The sequence below is a fragment of the Sphaerotilus microaerophilus genome, from assembly GCF_023734135.1.
Lineage (GTDB): Bacteria > Pseudomonadota > Gammaproteobacteria > Burkholderiales > Burkholderiaceae_C > Sphaerotilus > Sphaerotilus microaerophilus.
The window spans coordinates 4,645,790-4,661,569 of the sequence record NZ_AP025730.1 but is presented as its reverse complement, the minus strand read 5'-3'; the positions used below and the strand labels follow the sequence as shown (position 1 = coordinate 4,661,569).

Below are 15,780 nucleotides of genomic sequence, written 5' to 3'. Positions count from 1 at the left end.
CCCGCACCGACACCATGACCGCCGTCGCCGTCCGCCACCTCGATACCTCCGCTGCCGATTTCGAAGCCGAGTTCCAGCGCGTGCTGCACTGGTCGGCCGAGACGGACCATGCGATCGAGGAGCGGGTCGCGGCGATCCTGGCCGACGTCCAGGCCCGGGGCGACGCCGCGGTGCTGGAGTACACCCAGCGCTTCGACGGTGTGGCGGCCGATTCGATGGCCGCGCTGGAGTTGACCCGCGACGAACTGAAGGCGGCCTTCGACGCCATCACCCCGGCGCAGCGCAGCGCGCTGGAGGCGGCGGCCAAGCGGGTGCGCGCCTACCACGAGCGCCAGCTGCAGGCCTGTGGCCTGAGCTGGAGCTACCGCGACGAGGACGGCACGCTGCTGGGCCAGAAGGTGACGCCGCTGGACCGCGTGGGCATCTACGTGCCCGGTGGCAAGGCGGCCTACCCGTCCTCGGTGCTGATGAACGCCATCCCGGCGCATGTGGCCGGCGTGGGCGAGATCATCATGGTCGTTCCGACGCCCAAAGGCGAGAAGAACGCCCTGGTGCTGGCCGCCGCCTATGTGGCCGGCGTGAGCCGCGCCTTCACCATCGGTGGCGCGCAGGCCGTGGGCGCGCTGGCCTGCGGCACCGCCACCGTGCCGCGGGTGGACAAGATCACCGGTCCGGGCAACGCCTACGTGGCCAGCGCCAAGCGGCGCGTCTTCGGCCAGGTGGGCATCGACATGATCGCCGGCCCGTCGGAAATCCTGGTGCTGGCCGATGGCACGACGCCGCCGGACTGGGTGGCGATGGACCTGTTCAGCCAGGCCGAGCACGACGAGCTGGCCCAGAGCATCCTGCTCTGCCCGGACGCCGGCTACATCGCCCAGGTGCAGGCACAGATCGACCGCCTGATCGACGGCATGCCGCGCCGCGACGTGATCCGCGCCTCGCTGGAAGGCCGCGGCGCGCTGATCCTCACGAAGGACATGGACGAGGCCTGCGCGATCAGCAACCGCATCGCGCCGGAGCACCTGGAAGTCAGCTCGCGCGACGCCCACCGCTGGGAGCCGCTGCTGCGCCACGCCGGGGCGATCTTCCTGGGCGCCTTCACCAGCGAGAGCCTGGGCGACTACTGCGCCGGCCCGAACCACGTGCTGCCCACCTCGGGCACCGCGCGCTTCTCCTCGCCGCTGGGCGTGTACGACTTCCAGAAGCGCAGCAGCCTGATCGAGGTGAGCGAAGCAGGGGCCCAGCAGCTGGGCGTCATTGCCGCCGAGCTGGCCTACGGCGAGGGCCTGCAGGCGCACGCCCAGGCGGCCGAGTTCCGCCTCCAGGACCGGCGGCCATGAACACGCCGACGGGGGCGCTGCCCGAGCGCCTGCGCGCCACGCTGCGTGCCGACATCCAGGGCATGCACGCCTACGCGGTGCAGCCCAGCGCCGGGCTGATCAAGCTCGACGCGATGGAGAACCCCTTCGCCCTGCCGAGCGAGCTGCAGGCCGAGCTGGGCCAGCGCCTCGGCGCGGTGGCGATCCATCGCTACCCCGGTGCGCGCATCGACGACCTGAAGGCCGCGCTGGCGCAGCACATTCACCTGCCGGCGGGCTGCGCGCTGATGCTGGGCAACGGCTCGGACGAGCTGATCTCCCTGCTGGCCATGGCCTGCGATCTTCCGGGCGCGAAGATCCTGGCGCCGCTGCCGGGCTTCGTGATGTACGAGATGTCGGCGAAGCTGCAGGGCCTGGGCTTCGTCGGCGTGCCGCTGACGGCGGACTTCGAGCTCGACGGTGCCGCGATGCTGGCCGCCATCCGCATGCACCGCCCGGCCCTCACCTACCTCGCCTACCCGAACAACCCGACCGCCAACCTCTTCGACGACGCGGTAATCGACCAGCTGGTCGATGCGGTGGGCGAGCAGGGCGGGCTGGTCGTGTTCGACGAGGCCTACCAGCCTTTTGCGTCACGCAGCCGGTTGGCTCAGGCGGGGCAGGCGGGTCAGCGCGACCACGTGCTGGTGATGCGCACGCTCAGCAAGTTCGGCCTGGCCGGCATCCGCCTGGGCTACCTCGTCGGGCCGGCGGCGCTGATTGCCGAACTGGACAAGGTGCGTCCGCCCTACAACGTCAGTGTGCTGAACGCCGAGGCGGCGCTCTTCGCGCTGGAGCACGCCGACGAGTACGCCCGCCAGGCCGCGCTGCTGCGCGCCGAGCGCGAGCGCCTGCTCGTCACGCTGGCGGCGTTGCCCGGCGTGCAGCGCGCGTGGCGCAGCGAGGCCAACATGATCCTGATCCGCGTCGCCGATGCCGCGAGCACCTTCGCCGGCATGAAACAGCGCGGCGTGCTGATCAAGAACGTCTCGGCGCTGCACCCGCTGCTGGCCAACTGCCTGCGCCTGACGGTCGGCACGCCCGAGGAAAATGCCTGCATGATCGAGGCCCTGGCGGCAGCCGCGGCCTGAACCATAGCCATGACCGACACCACGCCTTCCCGCTGCGCCGAGGTCCGGCGCGACACCAACGAAACCAAGATCCGCGTGCGCGTGGACCTGGACGGTACGGGCCGCGCCCAACTCGCCAGCGGCATCGGCTTCCTCGACCACATGCTCGACCAGGTGGCCCGCCACGGCCTGATCGACCTGGAGGTCGAGTGCCAGGGTGACCTGCACATCGACGGCCACCACACCGTGGAAGACATCGGCATCACCCTGGGCCAGGCGATGGCCCGCGCCGTGGGCGACAAGAAGGGCATCACCCGCTACGGCCACAGCTACGTGCCGCTGGACGAGGCCCTCTCGCGCGTGGTGGTGGACTTCTCCGGCCGGCCCGGCCTGGCGATGGACGTGAAGTTCACCGCCGGCATGATCGGTGCGCTCGACACCCAGCTGGTGTTCGAGTTCTTCCAGGGCTTCGTCAACCATGCGCTGGTCAGCCTGCACGTCGACAACCTCAAGGGCGTCAACGCGCACCACCAGTGCGAGACGATCTTCAAGGCCTTCGGCCGTGCGCTGCGCATGGCGCTCACGCCCGATCCGCGCAGCGCCGGCGTGATTCCTTCGACCAAAGGGAGTCTCTGACATGGCTCGCACAGTCGCGGTTGTTGACTACGGCATGGGCAACCTGCGCTCGGTGTCGCAGGCGGTGTTGCACGTCGCCCAGGGCAGCGGCCTGGAGGTGGTGATCACCCACCGCCCCGAGGAAGTGCGCGCCGCTGAGCGCGTGGTGCTGCCCGGCCAGGGCGCGATGCGCGACTGCATGGCCGAGCTGGCCGCCTCCGGCATGAAGGAGGCGGTGCTCGAAGCGGCCGCCAGCAAGCCGCTGATGGGCGTGTGCGTGGGCATGCAGATGCTGCTGGACCACAGCGAGGAGCAGGACACGCCCGGCCTCGGCCTGATCGCCGGGCAGGTGCGGCGCTTCCGCCTGGAAGGCCAGGTCCAGCCCGATGGCAGCCGCTACAAGGTGCCGCAGATGGGCTGGAACCGCGTGCGCCAGCAGGCCCACGTGCGGCACGGTGGCGGCGTCCACCCGATCTGGGCCGGCGTGCCCGACGGTGCCTGGTTTTACTTCGTGCACAGCTACTACGCTGCACCCGAATCGGCGGCCCACGCTGCCGGTGAAACCGACTATGGCGCCGCCTTTACCAGCGCCGTGGCGCGGGATAACATTTTTGCCACCCAGTTCCACCCCGAGAAGAGCGCGGACCACGGCTTGGCGCTGTACCGCAATTTCCTGAGCTGGAACCCCTGAGTTCCCACTCTCCCTTCCTTCAACCCTGCCTCGACACCAGCCATGTTGCTGATCCCCGCCATCGACCTGAAAGACGGCAAGTGCGTGCGCCTCAAGCAAGGCGACATGAATGACTCCACCACCTTTGGCGAGGACCCGGCAGCGATGGCACGCCGCTGGCTCGACGCCGGGGCACGGCGCCTGCATCTGGTGGATCTTAACGGGGCCTTTGCCGGCAAGCCCGTCAACGAGGGCGCCATCAAGGCCATCATCGCCGAGGTGGGCAGCGAGATCCCAGTGCAGCTGGGCGGCGGTATCCGTGACCTGGACACCATCGAGCGCTACCTCGACGATGGCCTGAGCTACGTCATCATCGGCACCGCAGCGGTCAAGAACCCCGGCTTCCTGCGCGATGCCTGCACGGCGTTTGGCGGCCACATCATCGTCGGCCTCGATGCCAAGGACGGCAAGGTCGCCACGGATGGCTGGAGCAAGCTCACCGGCCACGAGGTGGTGGACCTGGCCAAGAAGTTCGAGGACTACGGCGTCGAGGGCGTGATCTACACCGACATCGGCCGCGACGGCATGCTCTCGGGCATCAACATCGACGCCACTGTGCGTCTCGCTCAGGCGCTCACCATCCCCGTGATCGCCTCTGGCGGCCTGAGCAACCTGGCCGACATCGAGGCGCTGTGTGCGGTGGAGAGCGAAGGCGTGCAGGGCGTGATCTGCGGCCGCGCCATCTACACCGGCGACCTCGACTTCGCCGCCGGCCAGCGCCGTGCGGACGAACTCAACGGCGCCTGAACCCAGGGCTGCCCATGCTCGCCAAACGCATCATCCCCTGCCTCGACGTCACCGGCGGCCGGGTCGTCAAGGGCGTCAATTTCGTCGAACTGCGTGACGCGGGCGATCCGGTCGAGATCGCGGCGCGCTACAACGAGCAGGGTGCCGACGAGCTGACCTTCCTGGACATCACCGCCACCAGCGACGGCCGTGACCTGATCCTGCACATCATCGAGGACGTGGCCTCGCAGGTCTTCATCCCGCTGACGGTGGGCGGCGGCGTGCGCACGGTGGAAGACGTGCGGCGCCTGCTCAACGCCGGGGCCGACAAGGTCAGCTTCAACTCCGCTGCGGTGGCCAACCCGCAGGTGATCCGCGACGCGTCGGACAAATACGGCGCCCAGTGCATCGTCGTGGCCATCGACGCCAAGCGCCGCGTCGGCGAGGATCTGGCGACCAAGGGACCGGGCTGGGACGTCTACACCCACGGCGGGCGCAAGAACATGCACCTGGACGCGGTGGCCTGGGCCACGCAGATGGCCCAGATGGGCGCCGGCGAAATCCTGCTCACCAGCATGGACCGTGACGGCACCCGCATCGGCTTCGACCTCGCACTCACCCGTGCCGTGGCCGATGCCGTGCCGGTACCGGTGATTGCGTCAGGCGGCGTCGGCACCCTCGATCACCTGGCCGACGGCGTTCAGCAGGGTGGCGCGGATGCGGTGCTGGCTGCCAGCATCTTCCACTACGGCGAGCACACCGTGCTCGAAGCCAAGCAGGTGATGGCCGCGCGCGGGATCCCGGTACGGCTGTGACCGCAGGCTAGCTCACCAAGCCATTGCGGATCGCGTAGACGGTGAGCTCGGAGTTGTTCGCCAGCCCGAGCTTCTCCAGCACGCGGGCGCGGTAGACGCTCACGGTCTTGGGGCTGAGGCTGAGTTCCTCGGCGATGTCGGCCAGGCGCTTGCCCGAGGCGATCATCGTCAGGGTCTGCAACTCGCGGTCGGAGAGCTTGTCGTGCGCGGCCTCGGCGGTGGGCGCGGTGAGGTTCTCGACCAGCATCTGCGCCATCTCGGCGGTGATGTACTTGCGGCCCTGAGCCACCATGCGCACCGCGGCGACGATCTGCGCCGGGTCGCCCCCCTTGTTGACGTAGCCGAAGGCGCCAGCACGCAGCGCGCGCAGGGCGTACTGGTCCTCGGGGTACATGGAGACGACCAGCACGCGGATGGGCGAGCCCTCCTCCTTGAGGGTGTGCAGCACGTCCAGGCCGCTGCGCCCGGGCAGGTTGATGTCGAGCACCAGCACGTCGCAGCCCTGCCGGCGCAGCAGGGCGCGCAGCTCGCCGTACTCTCCGGCCTCGCCCACCACTTCGAGATCGGGCTGTTCGGCCAGGGTGTCGCGGATGCCGCGCCGGATCAGGGCGTGGTCGTCGCAGAGGATCACGCGTGTGGTCATAGTTCCCCCCAGGTCGATGGATCGTGCTCGCTGGTCAGCGCAGCGGTCGGTTCGGCGTCGAGCGTGCCGGCGCGGGTCGCAGGGCCGGCCAGCGGTACCGACAGGATCAGCGTCGTGCCCGTGGGCGTGCTCGACAGGTCGATCCAGCCGCCCACCGTGTCGGCCCGCTCGTGCAGTCCGCGGATGCCGAAGGAGCGCTCCTTGCCCAGGTCGCCGCGGCCCAGCCCGCGGCCGTTGTCGCTGATCTCCATCGAGAGCACGCCTGCGGCCACGGTGAGGTCCACCTCCACCCGGCTGGCGTTGGCGTGCTTGGAGATGTTGGTGAGGGCCTCCTGCGCGGTGCGGTAGGCCACCAGCGGCACGCCCGGCGGCAGGCGCAGGTGCTCGTGGCTGGAGCGGAAGACGCAGGCGATGCCGCTGCGGCGCTCGAAGCGCGAGGTCATCCACTGCAGGGCCGCCACCAATCCCTGCTCCAGGATCGCCGGGCGCAGGTTGTGCATGATGCGCTGGCTGGCCTCGATGGCATGGCGGATGGTTTCCAGCGCCTGTAGCGCTCGCTCGCGGGCGGCGGGCGTTTCGGCGTGGCGGGCCAGCCAGGCGAGGTCGAACTTCACCGCGGTGAGCGAGCCGCCGACGTCGTCGTGGATCTCGCGGGCGATGGCGGCGCGCTCCATCTCGATGCTGGTCTGCAGGTGCTGGGCCAGCTCGGACAGGCGCTTGCGCGAGACCGCCAGCTCCTGGTCGGCGCGCTGGCGCGCGCGCTGGCTTTCGCAGGCATCCACCGCGTGCAGCAGCGCCGGGACCAGCCGGGCGAGGTTGCTCTTGAGCAGGTAGTCGGAGGCGCCATTGCGCATCGCCTCCACGGCGGTGTCCTCGCCGATTTCGCCCGACACGAGGATGAAGGGCAGCAGGGCATCGCGCTCGCGCAGCAGCTCCAGCGCGATCAGGCCGGAGAAGCCTGGCAGGTTGTAGTCGGAGATCACCGCGTCCCAGCCGCGGCCCAGTTGTGCCAGGAATTCCCCCTCCTTGTCGACCCGCAGCATGGTGGGCTCCACACCGCCTCGCCGCAGGTGGGCGAGCACCAGCTGGTGGTCGAGCTCGGAGTCTTCGAGGTGGAGGATGCGCAGGCGGCGCAGCGGCTGGGTTCGGGGCATGGGGCGCGGGAGGTGTCGGGCATCGGGCACCGGAGTGCGGCTCCGAAGAGGCCGAGCGATTGTCAGCCAGGTTCCGGGCGCCGACGCGCTGCCGCCGATCCATGGACCGGAATTGAACGGCGAATCACCGGATCTTTCGCTCACCACGACCCGGCCACATTGCGAAAAATTCTATCAATCGCCAAACGCCTCCAATCACCGGGGCGAGAGGCTCTTTCAGACACGGGAACGGACGATGCGCAGGCATCGGCGCTCCCCTTGGAGCCAGCATGCAGATGAACGATGAGCCGCAGGAAGGACCGACGGGGCCGCTGCCGCTGCTCGTGGCGGCGGATCTGCAGGACCACCTGCTCACCGCCACCAATGACCTCGACCGCTTGCAGCGCCTGCTGGCCGATGCCAGCGAGGCCCTGATGGGGCATTTCTACACGGCCAACGGCCACCTGGGCCGTCTGCTGCACCAGGGTGCGGTCTTGCCGCATCTGGACACCGGCGCATTGCACGAGGCGATGCAGAGCATGGCCGGCGCGGTGACGGCGCTGCAGTTCCAGGACATGGCCTCGCAGCTGATTGCGCACACCCACCGTCGCCTGCGCGCCTGCGCCGACCAGATCGCCTGCGAGGCGATGGGTCAGGACCCCGAAGGCGAGGCGGTGATCGAGCAGGCCCCGCTGCGTCCCAACCCGGTGACGCAGGACGAGATGGACGCCGGCTCGATCGAGCTTTTCTAGTTCCGCCTCAAGCAACCGACCCACGCCGCCGATATTCCCCCGGCAAATCAGAATCCCCCCGGAGAGCGCAATGCATTCAATTCTTGCTGTCGACGACTCGGCCTCCATGCGTCAGATGGTTTCCTTCACTCTCAAGAGCGCCGGCTACAACGTCGTTGAGGCGGTGGATGGCCAGGACGCCTGGGAGAAGGCCGGTGGCCGCACCTTCGACCTGGTGCTGACCGACCAGAACATGCCTCGCATGGACGGCATCAGCCTGACCAAGAAGCTGCGCGAGACCTCGCAGTTCAAGGCCACCCCGATCCTGATCCTGACCACGGAGTCCAGCGACCAGATGAAGCAGGCGGGGCGCTCTGCCGGAGCCACCGGCTGGCTGGTCAAGCCCTTCGACCCGACCAAGCTGCTCGAAGTCATCAAGAAAGTGATCCGCTGAGCCGGCTGCTCGCGCTGCCCCGCTGCAGTGCGCCCGCAGGGCTGCACGCCAGGGGCCGTGTCGCGAGCGTTTCAGCCGCCTGCTGGTTGCATGCCACCTGCTCACCCGCCGCTCACCAGGATTCCAAGGGGTCTTTGCCATGGCCGACATGATGTCCGACAGTTCCGCCTCCTCCGGGGCGGGTATCGATCTGAGCCAGTTCTACCAGGTCTTCTTCGAAGAAGCCGGCGAGAACCTGCAGCGCATGGAGCAGCTGCTGCTGGAGCTGAACGTCGCGGCGGCGGATGACGAGGAGCTCAACGCCATCTTCCGCTGTGCCCACTCGATCAAGGGCGGCGCCGCCACCTTCGGCTTTGCCGACGTGGCCGAGCTGACCCACGAGATGGAGACCCTGCTGGACAAGCTGCGCCGCCACGAGCTGCAGCCGCACGTGCGCATGGTCGACGTGCTGCTGGGTGCGGGCGATGCGCTGCGCGCCCAGCTGGAGCGCCACCAGGGCTCGGGCCGCGAGCTGGTTGATACCACCGAGCTGCTGATCCACATCCGTTCGCTGGCCAGCGGCGAGGTGCCAGCTGCAGCGGATGTGTCCACCGTCGCTGCGGCGCCGTCGGCGGCCTCGCAGACTGCGGTGGTGCCTGCACAAGCGGTGCCCGGCCGGCGTGAGCTCGAACTGCGGGTCGGTCCGCTCAAGGACGTCTCGCTGGCCGACAACCTGCAGGAGCTGTTCAAGGAGATCCCGGACCTGGGCAGCATCGAGCCGCTCGACATGGGGCGCCCCATCGACGGCATGCGCCGCTTCAAGGTGGTCACCACCAGCAGCGATGCCGAGCTGATCGACCTGTTCACCTTCCACGTCGCCCGCGAGCAGGTGCAGCTGCAGCCGCTCGGCCCGGGCTACGGGTTCTATCCCGGCAATCCGGGGGTGCCGCCCGAGGAGGTTGGCCAGGCTGCGGGCGTGCCCACCCCGGCCGTGCCGGCCAAGGCCGCGGCCGATCCGGGCTATGGCTTCTTCGACGACGCGCCGGGCGCACCGGCCACGGCCATGACGTCCGACGGGGTTGCAGCGGCGCTGCCGCCGGCACCGGCGGCGGCCCCCGTGCCAGCCGTGGCGCCGGCAGCGCCCGTCGCCGCGCCAGCGCCACGTGCCGAGGCGGCCCGCTCCGCCCCAGCCGTGCGCAATGACAAGGCCAGCACCGGCGGCCTCGACTCCACCACCATCCGCGTGGCGGTGGAAAAGGTCGACCAGCTGATCAACCTGGTGGGCGAGCTGGTGATCACCCAGGCCATGCTGGCGCAAAACAGCCGCGACCTCGACCCGGTGGTCTACCAGCAGCTGGTGGCCGGGCTGAACGACCTCGACCGCAACACCCGCGACCTGCAGGAAGCGGTGATGTCGATCCGCATGATCCCGATGTCGACGGTGTTCAACCGCTTTCCCCGCATGCTGCGCGACCTGGCCAGCAAGCTGGGCAAGAAGGTGGAGCTGGTCACTCAGGGCGAGGCCACCGAGCTGGACAAGGGCCTGATCGAGAAGATCACCGACCCGCTGACGCACCTGGTGCGCAATTCCTGCGACCACGGCGTCGAGATGCCCGACGAACGCCTCGCCAAGGGCAAGCCGGACGTGGGCACGATCACGCTGTCGGCCTCGCACCAGGGCGGCTCGATCGTCATCGAGGTGCGCGACGACGGCAAGGGTCTGTCGCGCGAGAAGCTCCTGAACAAGGCGCGCGAACGCGGCCTGGACGCCCCCGATTCGATGAGTGACCAGGACGTCTGGGGGCTCATCTTCGCGCCCGGCTTCTCCACCGCGGAGGTGGTGACCGACGTGTCCGGCCGGGGCGTGGGCATGGACGTGGTGAAGAAGAACATCACCTCGCTGGGCGGCTCGGTGGAGATCGACTCCGCCGAAGGCTACGGCATGAGTGTCAAGGTGCGGCTGCCGCTGACGCTGGCGATCATGGACGGCATGAGCGTGGGCGTGGGCGACGAGGTCTACATCCTGCCGCTGGCCTCGGTGGTCGAGAGCTTCCAGGTCACCGACAAGACCATCAAGACCATCGGCGGCACGGGCCGCGTGGTGCAGGTGCGCGAGGAGTACATGCCGGTGATCGAGCTGGAGCGGGTGTTCGACGTGCCGCGCTTCGACTTCGAGCGGGTCTCCTCGATCATGGTCGTGGTGGAGGCCGAGGGCGGGCGCGTGGCTCTGCTGGTCGATGAGCTGCTCGGCCAGCAGCAGGTGGTGGTCAAGAACCTCGAAGCCAACTACCGCAAGGTGACGGATGTGTCCGGCGCCACCATCATGGGCGATGGCCGCGTCGCGCTGATCCTGGACACCGGCTCGCTGGTGCGCCGCTCGCGTCACTGACGCTGACTTCGCAGGCGGCGCCCTGTCGCCGTCCTGCGCCGGGGAGACGCCATGAGCCCGATGAACCTGCTGCGGTCGTTCACGATCCGCTTGCGCATGCTGGGCGCCATCGCGATGGTGCTCTGTCTTCTCGCCCTGGTCGGCGGAACGGCTCTGTGGGGACTGAATGAGGTCACGGCCGGCGCGTCCCGTCACATGGAGTCGACCCACGGCAGCACGGTGATCTTGGCGGGCCTGCGTACCGCCTTGGGAAATGTGCGCCGGTATGAGAAGGATTTGCTGATCAACTACGACAGTGCCGAGCAGCAACGAGCCTATCGCCCGAAGTGGCAGGCTGCGGTCGCGCAGGTCCTGGACAGTGCGCATCGATTGGAAGGTGCCGAGGCGGCCGGCAGGGGTGATCCGGCGCGCAAGATCAGCAGCTTGATGACCCAGTATGCCGACAAGGCGAAGCCGGTTTTTCAGGCGGTCGAGATCGGTGGCTTCAACGACGCGCCGGCGGCAAACCAGGCGATGGCTTCTGCCAAGGATCTGGTCCGTGACGTGGACGCGCAGGTCGAGATCCTGGCGTCGGCTCTCGATGCGGAGACGCTTGCGGCGGTCCGCGTGCAGGAGCGGACGGTGCAAATGGCCTGGTGGTCGCTCGCCGCGGCACTCGCGGTGGCGTTCATCCTGGTGGCCCCACTCACGCTGATGAACTCGCGCAGCATCGTCGAGCCGGTCAGGCGGGCCGAGGCCACCGCGCTGGCGATTGCGCGGGGCGATCTGACCCGCCAGATCGTCGTCACCGGCCGCGACGAGTGCTCTCACCTGCTGGCGGCGCTGGCAGAGATGCAGGGGGCGCTGGCGGGCATGGTCGGCAACATCCGCCAGACCACCGAGGCCATCGGCACCGCCAGCAGCGAGATCGCCAGTGGCAACCAGGACCTGTCCAGCCGTACCGAGCAGACGGCCGGCTCGCTGCAGCAAACCGCCAGCTCCATGGAGCAGCTCACCACCACCGTGCGGCAGACGGCGGATTCCGCCCGCGCGGCCAACCAGCTCGCCAGCGCCGCGGCCGAGGCCGCCCAGCGGGGCGGGCAGGTGATGGCCCAGGTGGTTGACAACATGGAGCAGATCAGCGGCTCCAGCCGCAAGATCGGCGAGATCATCGGCGTGATCGACAGCATCGCCTTCCAGACCAACATCCTGGCGCTCAACGCGGCGGTGGAAGCCGCGCGTGCTGGCGAGCAGGGCCGTGGCTTTGCGGTGGTGGCTGGCGAGGTGCGCAGCCTGGCGCAGCGCAGCGCCGATGCGGCGCGCGAGATCAAGGGCCTGATCGCTGCCAGCGTCGAGACCGTGGACAGTGGCGGGCGGCTGGTCCACGCTGCCGGGACCACCATCGGTGCCTTGGTTGCCGATGTGCAGCGGGTCAATCACATCATCGGCGAGATCACCTCGGCGGCGAGCGAGCAGAGCGTCGAGCTGGGCCACGTCAACGGCGCGGTCACCCAGCTCGACCAGATGACGCAGCAGAACGCGGCGCTGGTCGAGCAGAGTGCCGCCGCGGCAGAGAGCCTGCGCGAGCAGTCCCGGCGCCTGACCGAGGTCGTGGCGGCCTTCCACGTGGCCGGTGGTCACGCGGAGCCAGCCCGTGCGCAGCCGGCCCCTGCACAGGCAGCGCGTGCGGCGGCGGCCCCCGCGCCGAAGCCTCCCCGCGCCCAGCCTGCCGTGCCAACCCAGGCCGCCGCAACCCAGGTCGCGACGGCAGGCGACGACTGGACCACCTTCTGAATCCTGCCGCCTACTGAATCCCCGGTGCCTGCCGATAACCCTCCTGCGGGGCTCGGCCAGCGCACCGGCTGCCAGCGGCCGAACCTGCCCGTTCTGCCTTCCCCGCGTCCACCGCGTTCCCAGCGTTCACTGCCTTCCCTGTTCGACAGGAGTCCCCCATGAGCATCGTCCAGGACCGGCCGCGCAGCGCGCTCGCCGAACAATCCCTCGCGTCCTACGGTCGTCAGTCGGCCAACGCCGCCCGCGGTGCCGCTGCCAGTGCGGGTGAGTTCCTCACCTTCCGCCTGGGCGGCGAGGAGTACGGGGTCGACATCCTCAAGGTGCAGGAGATCCGCTCCTACGAGGCACCCACGCGCATTGCCAACTCACCGGCCTTCCTGAAGGGGGTGGTGGACCTGCGCGGCGTGATCGTGCCGATCATCGACCTGCGCCTGAAGCTGGGCTGCGACAGCGCCGAGCTGAACGCCATGACCGTGGTCATCGTGCTGAACATGCGTGGGCGGGTCATCGGCGCGGTGGTTGATGCCGTGTCGGACGTGATCCAGCTCGACGCGGCGCTGGTGCAGCCTGCCCCGGCGATGAATGCCCTGGTCGACACCCGCTACATCCGCGGCATCGCCAACGTCGCCGAGCGCATGCTGATCCTGGTGGACATCGAGTCGGTGCTGACCGGCGACGAGCTCGGCGCGCTCGACGCCAGCTTCTGATCCGCCCCTGCCCGCGGCGCTAGTCCGCCGCGCGGCGCAGCGTTTCGACCACCGGGCGCTGCAGCAGCTCGCGCAGGCTCCACCAGCCGGCCCCCAGCGCCAGCAGCGCACCGGCGGCCGTGCCGGCCAGCGGCACCCACAGCGGCGCGTTCCAGTCGAAGTTGAACACCTGGCGCGCCAGTGCCCAGCCCACGCCCATCGCGGCAGCGCTGGCCAGCAGGCCGGCCAGGGCCCCCACCGACAGCAGCTCCGCGCGCTGCACCTGCGCCAGCAGTCGGCTGCCCGCGCCCATCGCCCGCAGCAGCGCGAATTCGCGCGCGCGCGCCTCACGGCTGGCGCTCACCGCCGCGAACAGCACCAGCAGACCGGCCGCCAGCGTGAAGGCAAACAGAAACTCCACCGCCTGCACCACCTGGTCCAGTACCCGCTGCACCTGGGCGATCTGCGCGGACACGTCCACGCTGGTGATGTTCGGGTACTGCCGCGCCAGCGTGGCGTCGAAGCCGCGTTGGCCCGCACCGTCGGGCGCGCGGAAGGCCGCGATGTAGGTCACCGGCAGGTCCGTCATCCGGGCGCGCGGGAACAGCACGAAGAAGTTGACCCGCATCGAGGCCCAGTCCACCTTGCGCAGGCTGCTGATACGGCCCTCCACCGGGCTGCCGGCGATGTCGAAGCGCAGCCGGTCGCCCAGCTTCAGCCCCAGGGTCTGCGCCAGGCCCTCCTCGACGCTGAGGGCGTCCGCCTCGTCGGCCTGCCAGCGCCCCGCCACCACCTGGTTGTGCGCCGGCAGCGCGGCATCGTGGCTGAGGTTGAACTCGCGGTCGACCAGCCGTTTGGCGCGGTCGGCGGCGTAGTCCTCCAGCTTCACCTCGCGGCCGTTCACCGCCACCAGCCGGCCGCGGATCATCGGGTACCAGTCGTAGCGAGCCACGCCCGCGTCGCGCAGCGTGGCGCGGAAGGCCTCGCCCTGCTCGGGCAGCACGTTGATGACGAAGCGGTCCGGTGCGTCCGGCGGCGTCGCCGCCCGCCAGCTGCGGACCAGATCGGTGCGCAGCATCACCAGCAGGACGAGCGCCATCATGCCCACCGCCAGGGCGCTGACCTGCAGCACGACCAGCCCCGGGCGTGCCGCCAGCTGGCGCTTGGCCAGCGTCAGCCAGCGTGGCGCGCCCACCTCGGGCACCAGGCGGCGCAGCAGGTGCACGGCCAGCCAGCCACTGCCGGCAAAGAACAGCCAGGCGGCGGCAAAGCCGCCCACGGCGATGCCGCCCAGCTTCAGGTCGGCAGCGGCCAGCATCAGCAGTCCGGCAAAGCCGGCGATGCCGGTGGCCAGCACCAGCAGCGAGGCGGCGCGGGGCTCGCCCAGGTCGCGCCGGATCACCCGCAGCGCCGGCACGCTGGCGAGCTGCAGCACCGGCGGCAGACCGAAGGCGGCCAGCAGGATCAGCCCGACGCCACCACCCAGCGCCGCCGGCCACGCAGTCGGCGCCGGCAGCTGGGCGTCGATCAACCCGGCCAGCAGCCAGACGAAGCCCTGGTGCACCACCAGGCCCAGCAGCACCCCCAGGGCGCTGGCGAGCAGCCCGACCCAGAGCAGCTCCAGCGCATAGGTGGCAGCGATGCGCCGCTGCGGCTGGCCGAGCACGCGCAGCATGGCGCAGGCGTCCAGGTGGCGCAGCGCAAAGCCGCGCGCGGCAATGCCCACGGCCACGGCGGCCAGCAGCGCAGCCAGCACGGCCACCAGCTGCAGGAACTGGCCGGCGCGGTCCAGCGTCTGGCGCATTTCCGGGCGGGCACTGTCGAGCGATTCGACGCGCGCGCCGCGTACCCGCTCGCGCTGCAGCGCCTCCTCGGCCCAGCTGACGTAGCCCTTCACCGCGGTGCTGGCGCCACGCCCGTCGTACGCTGCCACCGCCAGACGCCAGGTCACGCGGCTGGCCGGCTGGATCAGCCGGGTGGCGTCCAGGTCGGCGGTGTGCATCAGCACCCGCGGGGCAAAGTTCATGAAGCCGGCGCCCCGGTCGGGCTCCACCCGCAGCACGGCGGCCACGCGCAGCCCCGCCTCGCCCAGCATCAGCGTGTCGCCCAGGCGCAGTTGCAGCGCATCGAGCACCGCGGCATCGACCCAGACGCTGCCGGGTGCCGGGCCCTGGGCAACCTCGCGGTGGGCCGAGGCGGCCCCACTTGGTGTGGCACCTTGCGCAGTGGCCGGCGCATCGCTGATGCGCAGCGCGCCGCGCAGCGGATAGCCGGCGCTGGCCGCCTTGACCGCCACCAGCAGGGTGCGCTCGCCACGTTCCTCGGGCGCGCGCGCCATGCTCGGGAAGCTCGCCGTGACCGCCTGCTTCAGCCCCATCTGCGCAGCGGTGCGCGCAAAGTCAGGCGGCAGAGGCTGGTCGCTCGCCACCACCGCGTCGCCGCCGAGCAGCGAGCGTGCGTCGCGGGCCAGGCCACCCTGCAGGCGGTCGGAGAAAAAACCCACCGAGCTGAGCGCGGCGACCGCCAGGATCACCGCCAGTCCGATCAGGCGCAGCTCGCCGGCGCGGAAGTCGCGCAGCAGCTGGCGCCAGGCCAGGCGGAGGACGGAAGGGGGGCGATCGGCGCGGGTGGCGGGGCGCGGCAGGGCCGGGCTCAGGGGCGTGGCAGACATGGCCGCC

At 70.0% G+C, this 15,780-nt stretch carries 14 protein-coding genes; 11 read left to right on the top strand and 3 right to left on the bottom strand.

Going from position 1 to position 15,780, the window contains the following annotated elements; all coding sequences use genetic code 11:
- Window positions 1-14 precede the first annotated feature (14 nt).
- Genes hisD through hisF form a run of 6 tightly spaced genes read left to right on the top strand, consistent with a single transcriptional unit; the run spans window position 15 to window position 5,314 of the window.
- Window positions 15-1,340: a histidinol dehydrogenase gene (gene hisD / locus NGK70_RS19895; RefSeq protein ID WP_251970213.1), complete on the top strand. Its 1,326-nt coding sequence runs from the start codon at window positions 15-17 to the stop codon at window positions 1,338-1,340.
- Window positions 1,337-2,449, top strand: a complete 1,113-nt coding sequence (gene hisC / locus NGK70_RS19890; RefSeq protein WP_251970212.1) for a histidinol-phosphate transaminase — start codon at window positions 1,337-1,339, stop codon at window positions 2,447-2,449. Before hisD ends, hisC begins: the two co-directional genes overlap by 4 nt.
- Window positions 2,450-2,458: 9 nt before the next feature.
- The gene (gene hisB, locus NGK70_RS19885; protein WP_251970211.1) at window positions 2,459-3,064 is read left to right on the top strand and encodes an imidazoleglycerol-phosphate dehydratase HisB; all 606 of its coding nucleotides are present in this window, start codon (window positions 2,459-2,461) and stop codon (window positions 3,062-3,064) included.
- 1 nt (window position 3,065) lies between these two features.
- Window positions 3,066-3,734 (top strand): imidazole glycerol phosphate synthase subunit HisH, encoded by a 669-nt coding sequence (gene hisH, locus NGK70_RS19880; RefSeq protein WP_251970210.1) that lies wholly within the window; start codon window positions 3,066-3,068, stop codon window positions 3,732-3,734.
- A 42-nt stretch (window positions 3,735-3,776) separates the two neighbouring features.
- Entirely contained in the window at window positions 3,777-4,520 is a 744-nt protein-coding gene (gene hisA, locus NGK70_RS19875) for a 1-(5-phosphoribosyl)-5-[(5-phosphoribosylamino)methylideneamino]imidazole-4-carboxamide isomerase (RefSeq protein WP_251970209.1), read from the top strand.
- A 14-nt stretch (window positions 4,521-4,534) separates the two neighbouring features.
- Window positions 4,535-5,314, top strand: coding sequence for an imidazole glycerol phosphate synthase subunit HisF (gene hisF, locus NGK70_RS19870; protein WP_251970208.1), 780 nt, complete (start codon window positions 4,535-4,537; stop codon window positions 5,312-5,314).
- A 7-nt stretch (window positions 5,315-5,321) separates the two neighbouring features.
- Here the strand turns inward: hisF and NGK70_RS19865 are convergent, their stop codons facing one another.
- On the bottom strand, window positions 5,322-5,957 hold the full coding sequence (locus NGK70_RS19865; RefSeq protein WP_251970207.1) for a response regulator: 636 nt from the start codon (window positions 5,955-5,957) through the stop codon (window positions 5,322-5,324).
- Window positions 5,954-7,111, bottom strand: coding sequence for a hybrid sensor histidine kinase/response regulator (locus NGK70_RS19860; RefSeq protein WP_251970206.1), 1,158 nt, complete (start codon window positions 7,109-7,111; stop codon window positions 5,954-5,956). Before NGK70_RS19860 ends, NGK70_RS19865 begins: the two co-directional genes overlap by 4 nt.
- 269 nt (window positions 7,112-7,380) lie before the next feature.
- On the opposite strand from NGK70_RS19860, the gene NGK70_RS19855 reads away from it, so the two are divergent.
- From NGK70_RS19855 to NGK70_RS19835, 5 genes are all read left to right on the top strand, one after another.
- Window positions 7,381-7,842: a hypothetical protein gene (locus tag NGK70_RS19855; RefSeq protein WP_251970205.1), complete on the top strand. Its 462-nt coding sequence runs from the start codon at window positions 7,381-7,383 to the stop codon at window positions 7,840-7,842.
- A 70-nt stretch (window positions 7,843-7,912) separates the two neighbouring features.
- Window positions 7,913-8,275 carry a response regulator gene (locus tag NGK70_RS19850; RefSeq protein WP_251970204.1) on the top strand — a complete coding sequence of 121 codons (363 nt, stop codon included), beginning with the start codon at window positions 7,913-7,915 and terminating at the stop codon, window positions 8,273-8,275.
- Between the two features lie 139 nt (window positions 8,276-8,414).
- Window positions 8,415-10,643 carry a chemotaxis protein CheW gene (locus tag NGK70_RS19845; RefSeq protein WP_428985539.1) on the top strand — a complete coding sequence of 743 codons (2,229 nt, stop codon included), beginning with the start codon at window positions 8,415-8,417 and terminating at the stop codon, window positions 10,641-10,643.
- Window positions 10,644-10,694: 51 nt separating this feature from the next.
- On the top strand, window positions 10,695-12,416 hold the full coding sequence (locus NGK70_RS19840; RefSeq protein WP_428985538.1) for a methyl-accepting chemotaxis protein: 1,722 nt from the start codon (window positions 10,695-10,697) through the stop codon (window positions 12,414-12,416).
- Between the two features lie 158 nt (window positions 12,417-12,574).
- Window positions 12,575-13,123: a chemotaxis protein CheW gene (locus NGK70_RS19835; protein WP_251970202.1), complete on the top strand. Its 549-nt coding sequence runs from the start codon at window positions 12,575-12,577 to the stop codon at window positions 13,121-13,123.
- Window positions 13,124-13,142: 19 nt separating this feature from the next.
- Here NGK70_RS19835 and NGK70_RS19830 read toward each other — a convergent pair whose 3' ends face one another.
- Window positions 13,143-15,773, bottom strand: a complete 2,631-nt coding sequence (locus NGK70_RS19830) for an ABC transporter permease (protein ID WP_251970201.1) — start codon at window positions 15,771-15,773, stop codon at window positions 13,143-13,145.
- Between the last annotated feature and the right edge of the window lie 7 nt (window positions 15,774-15,780).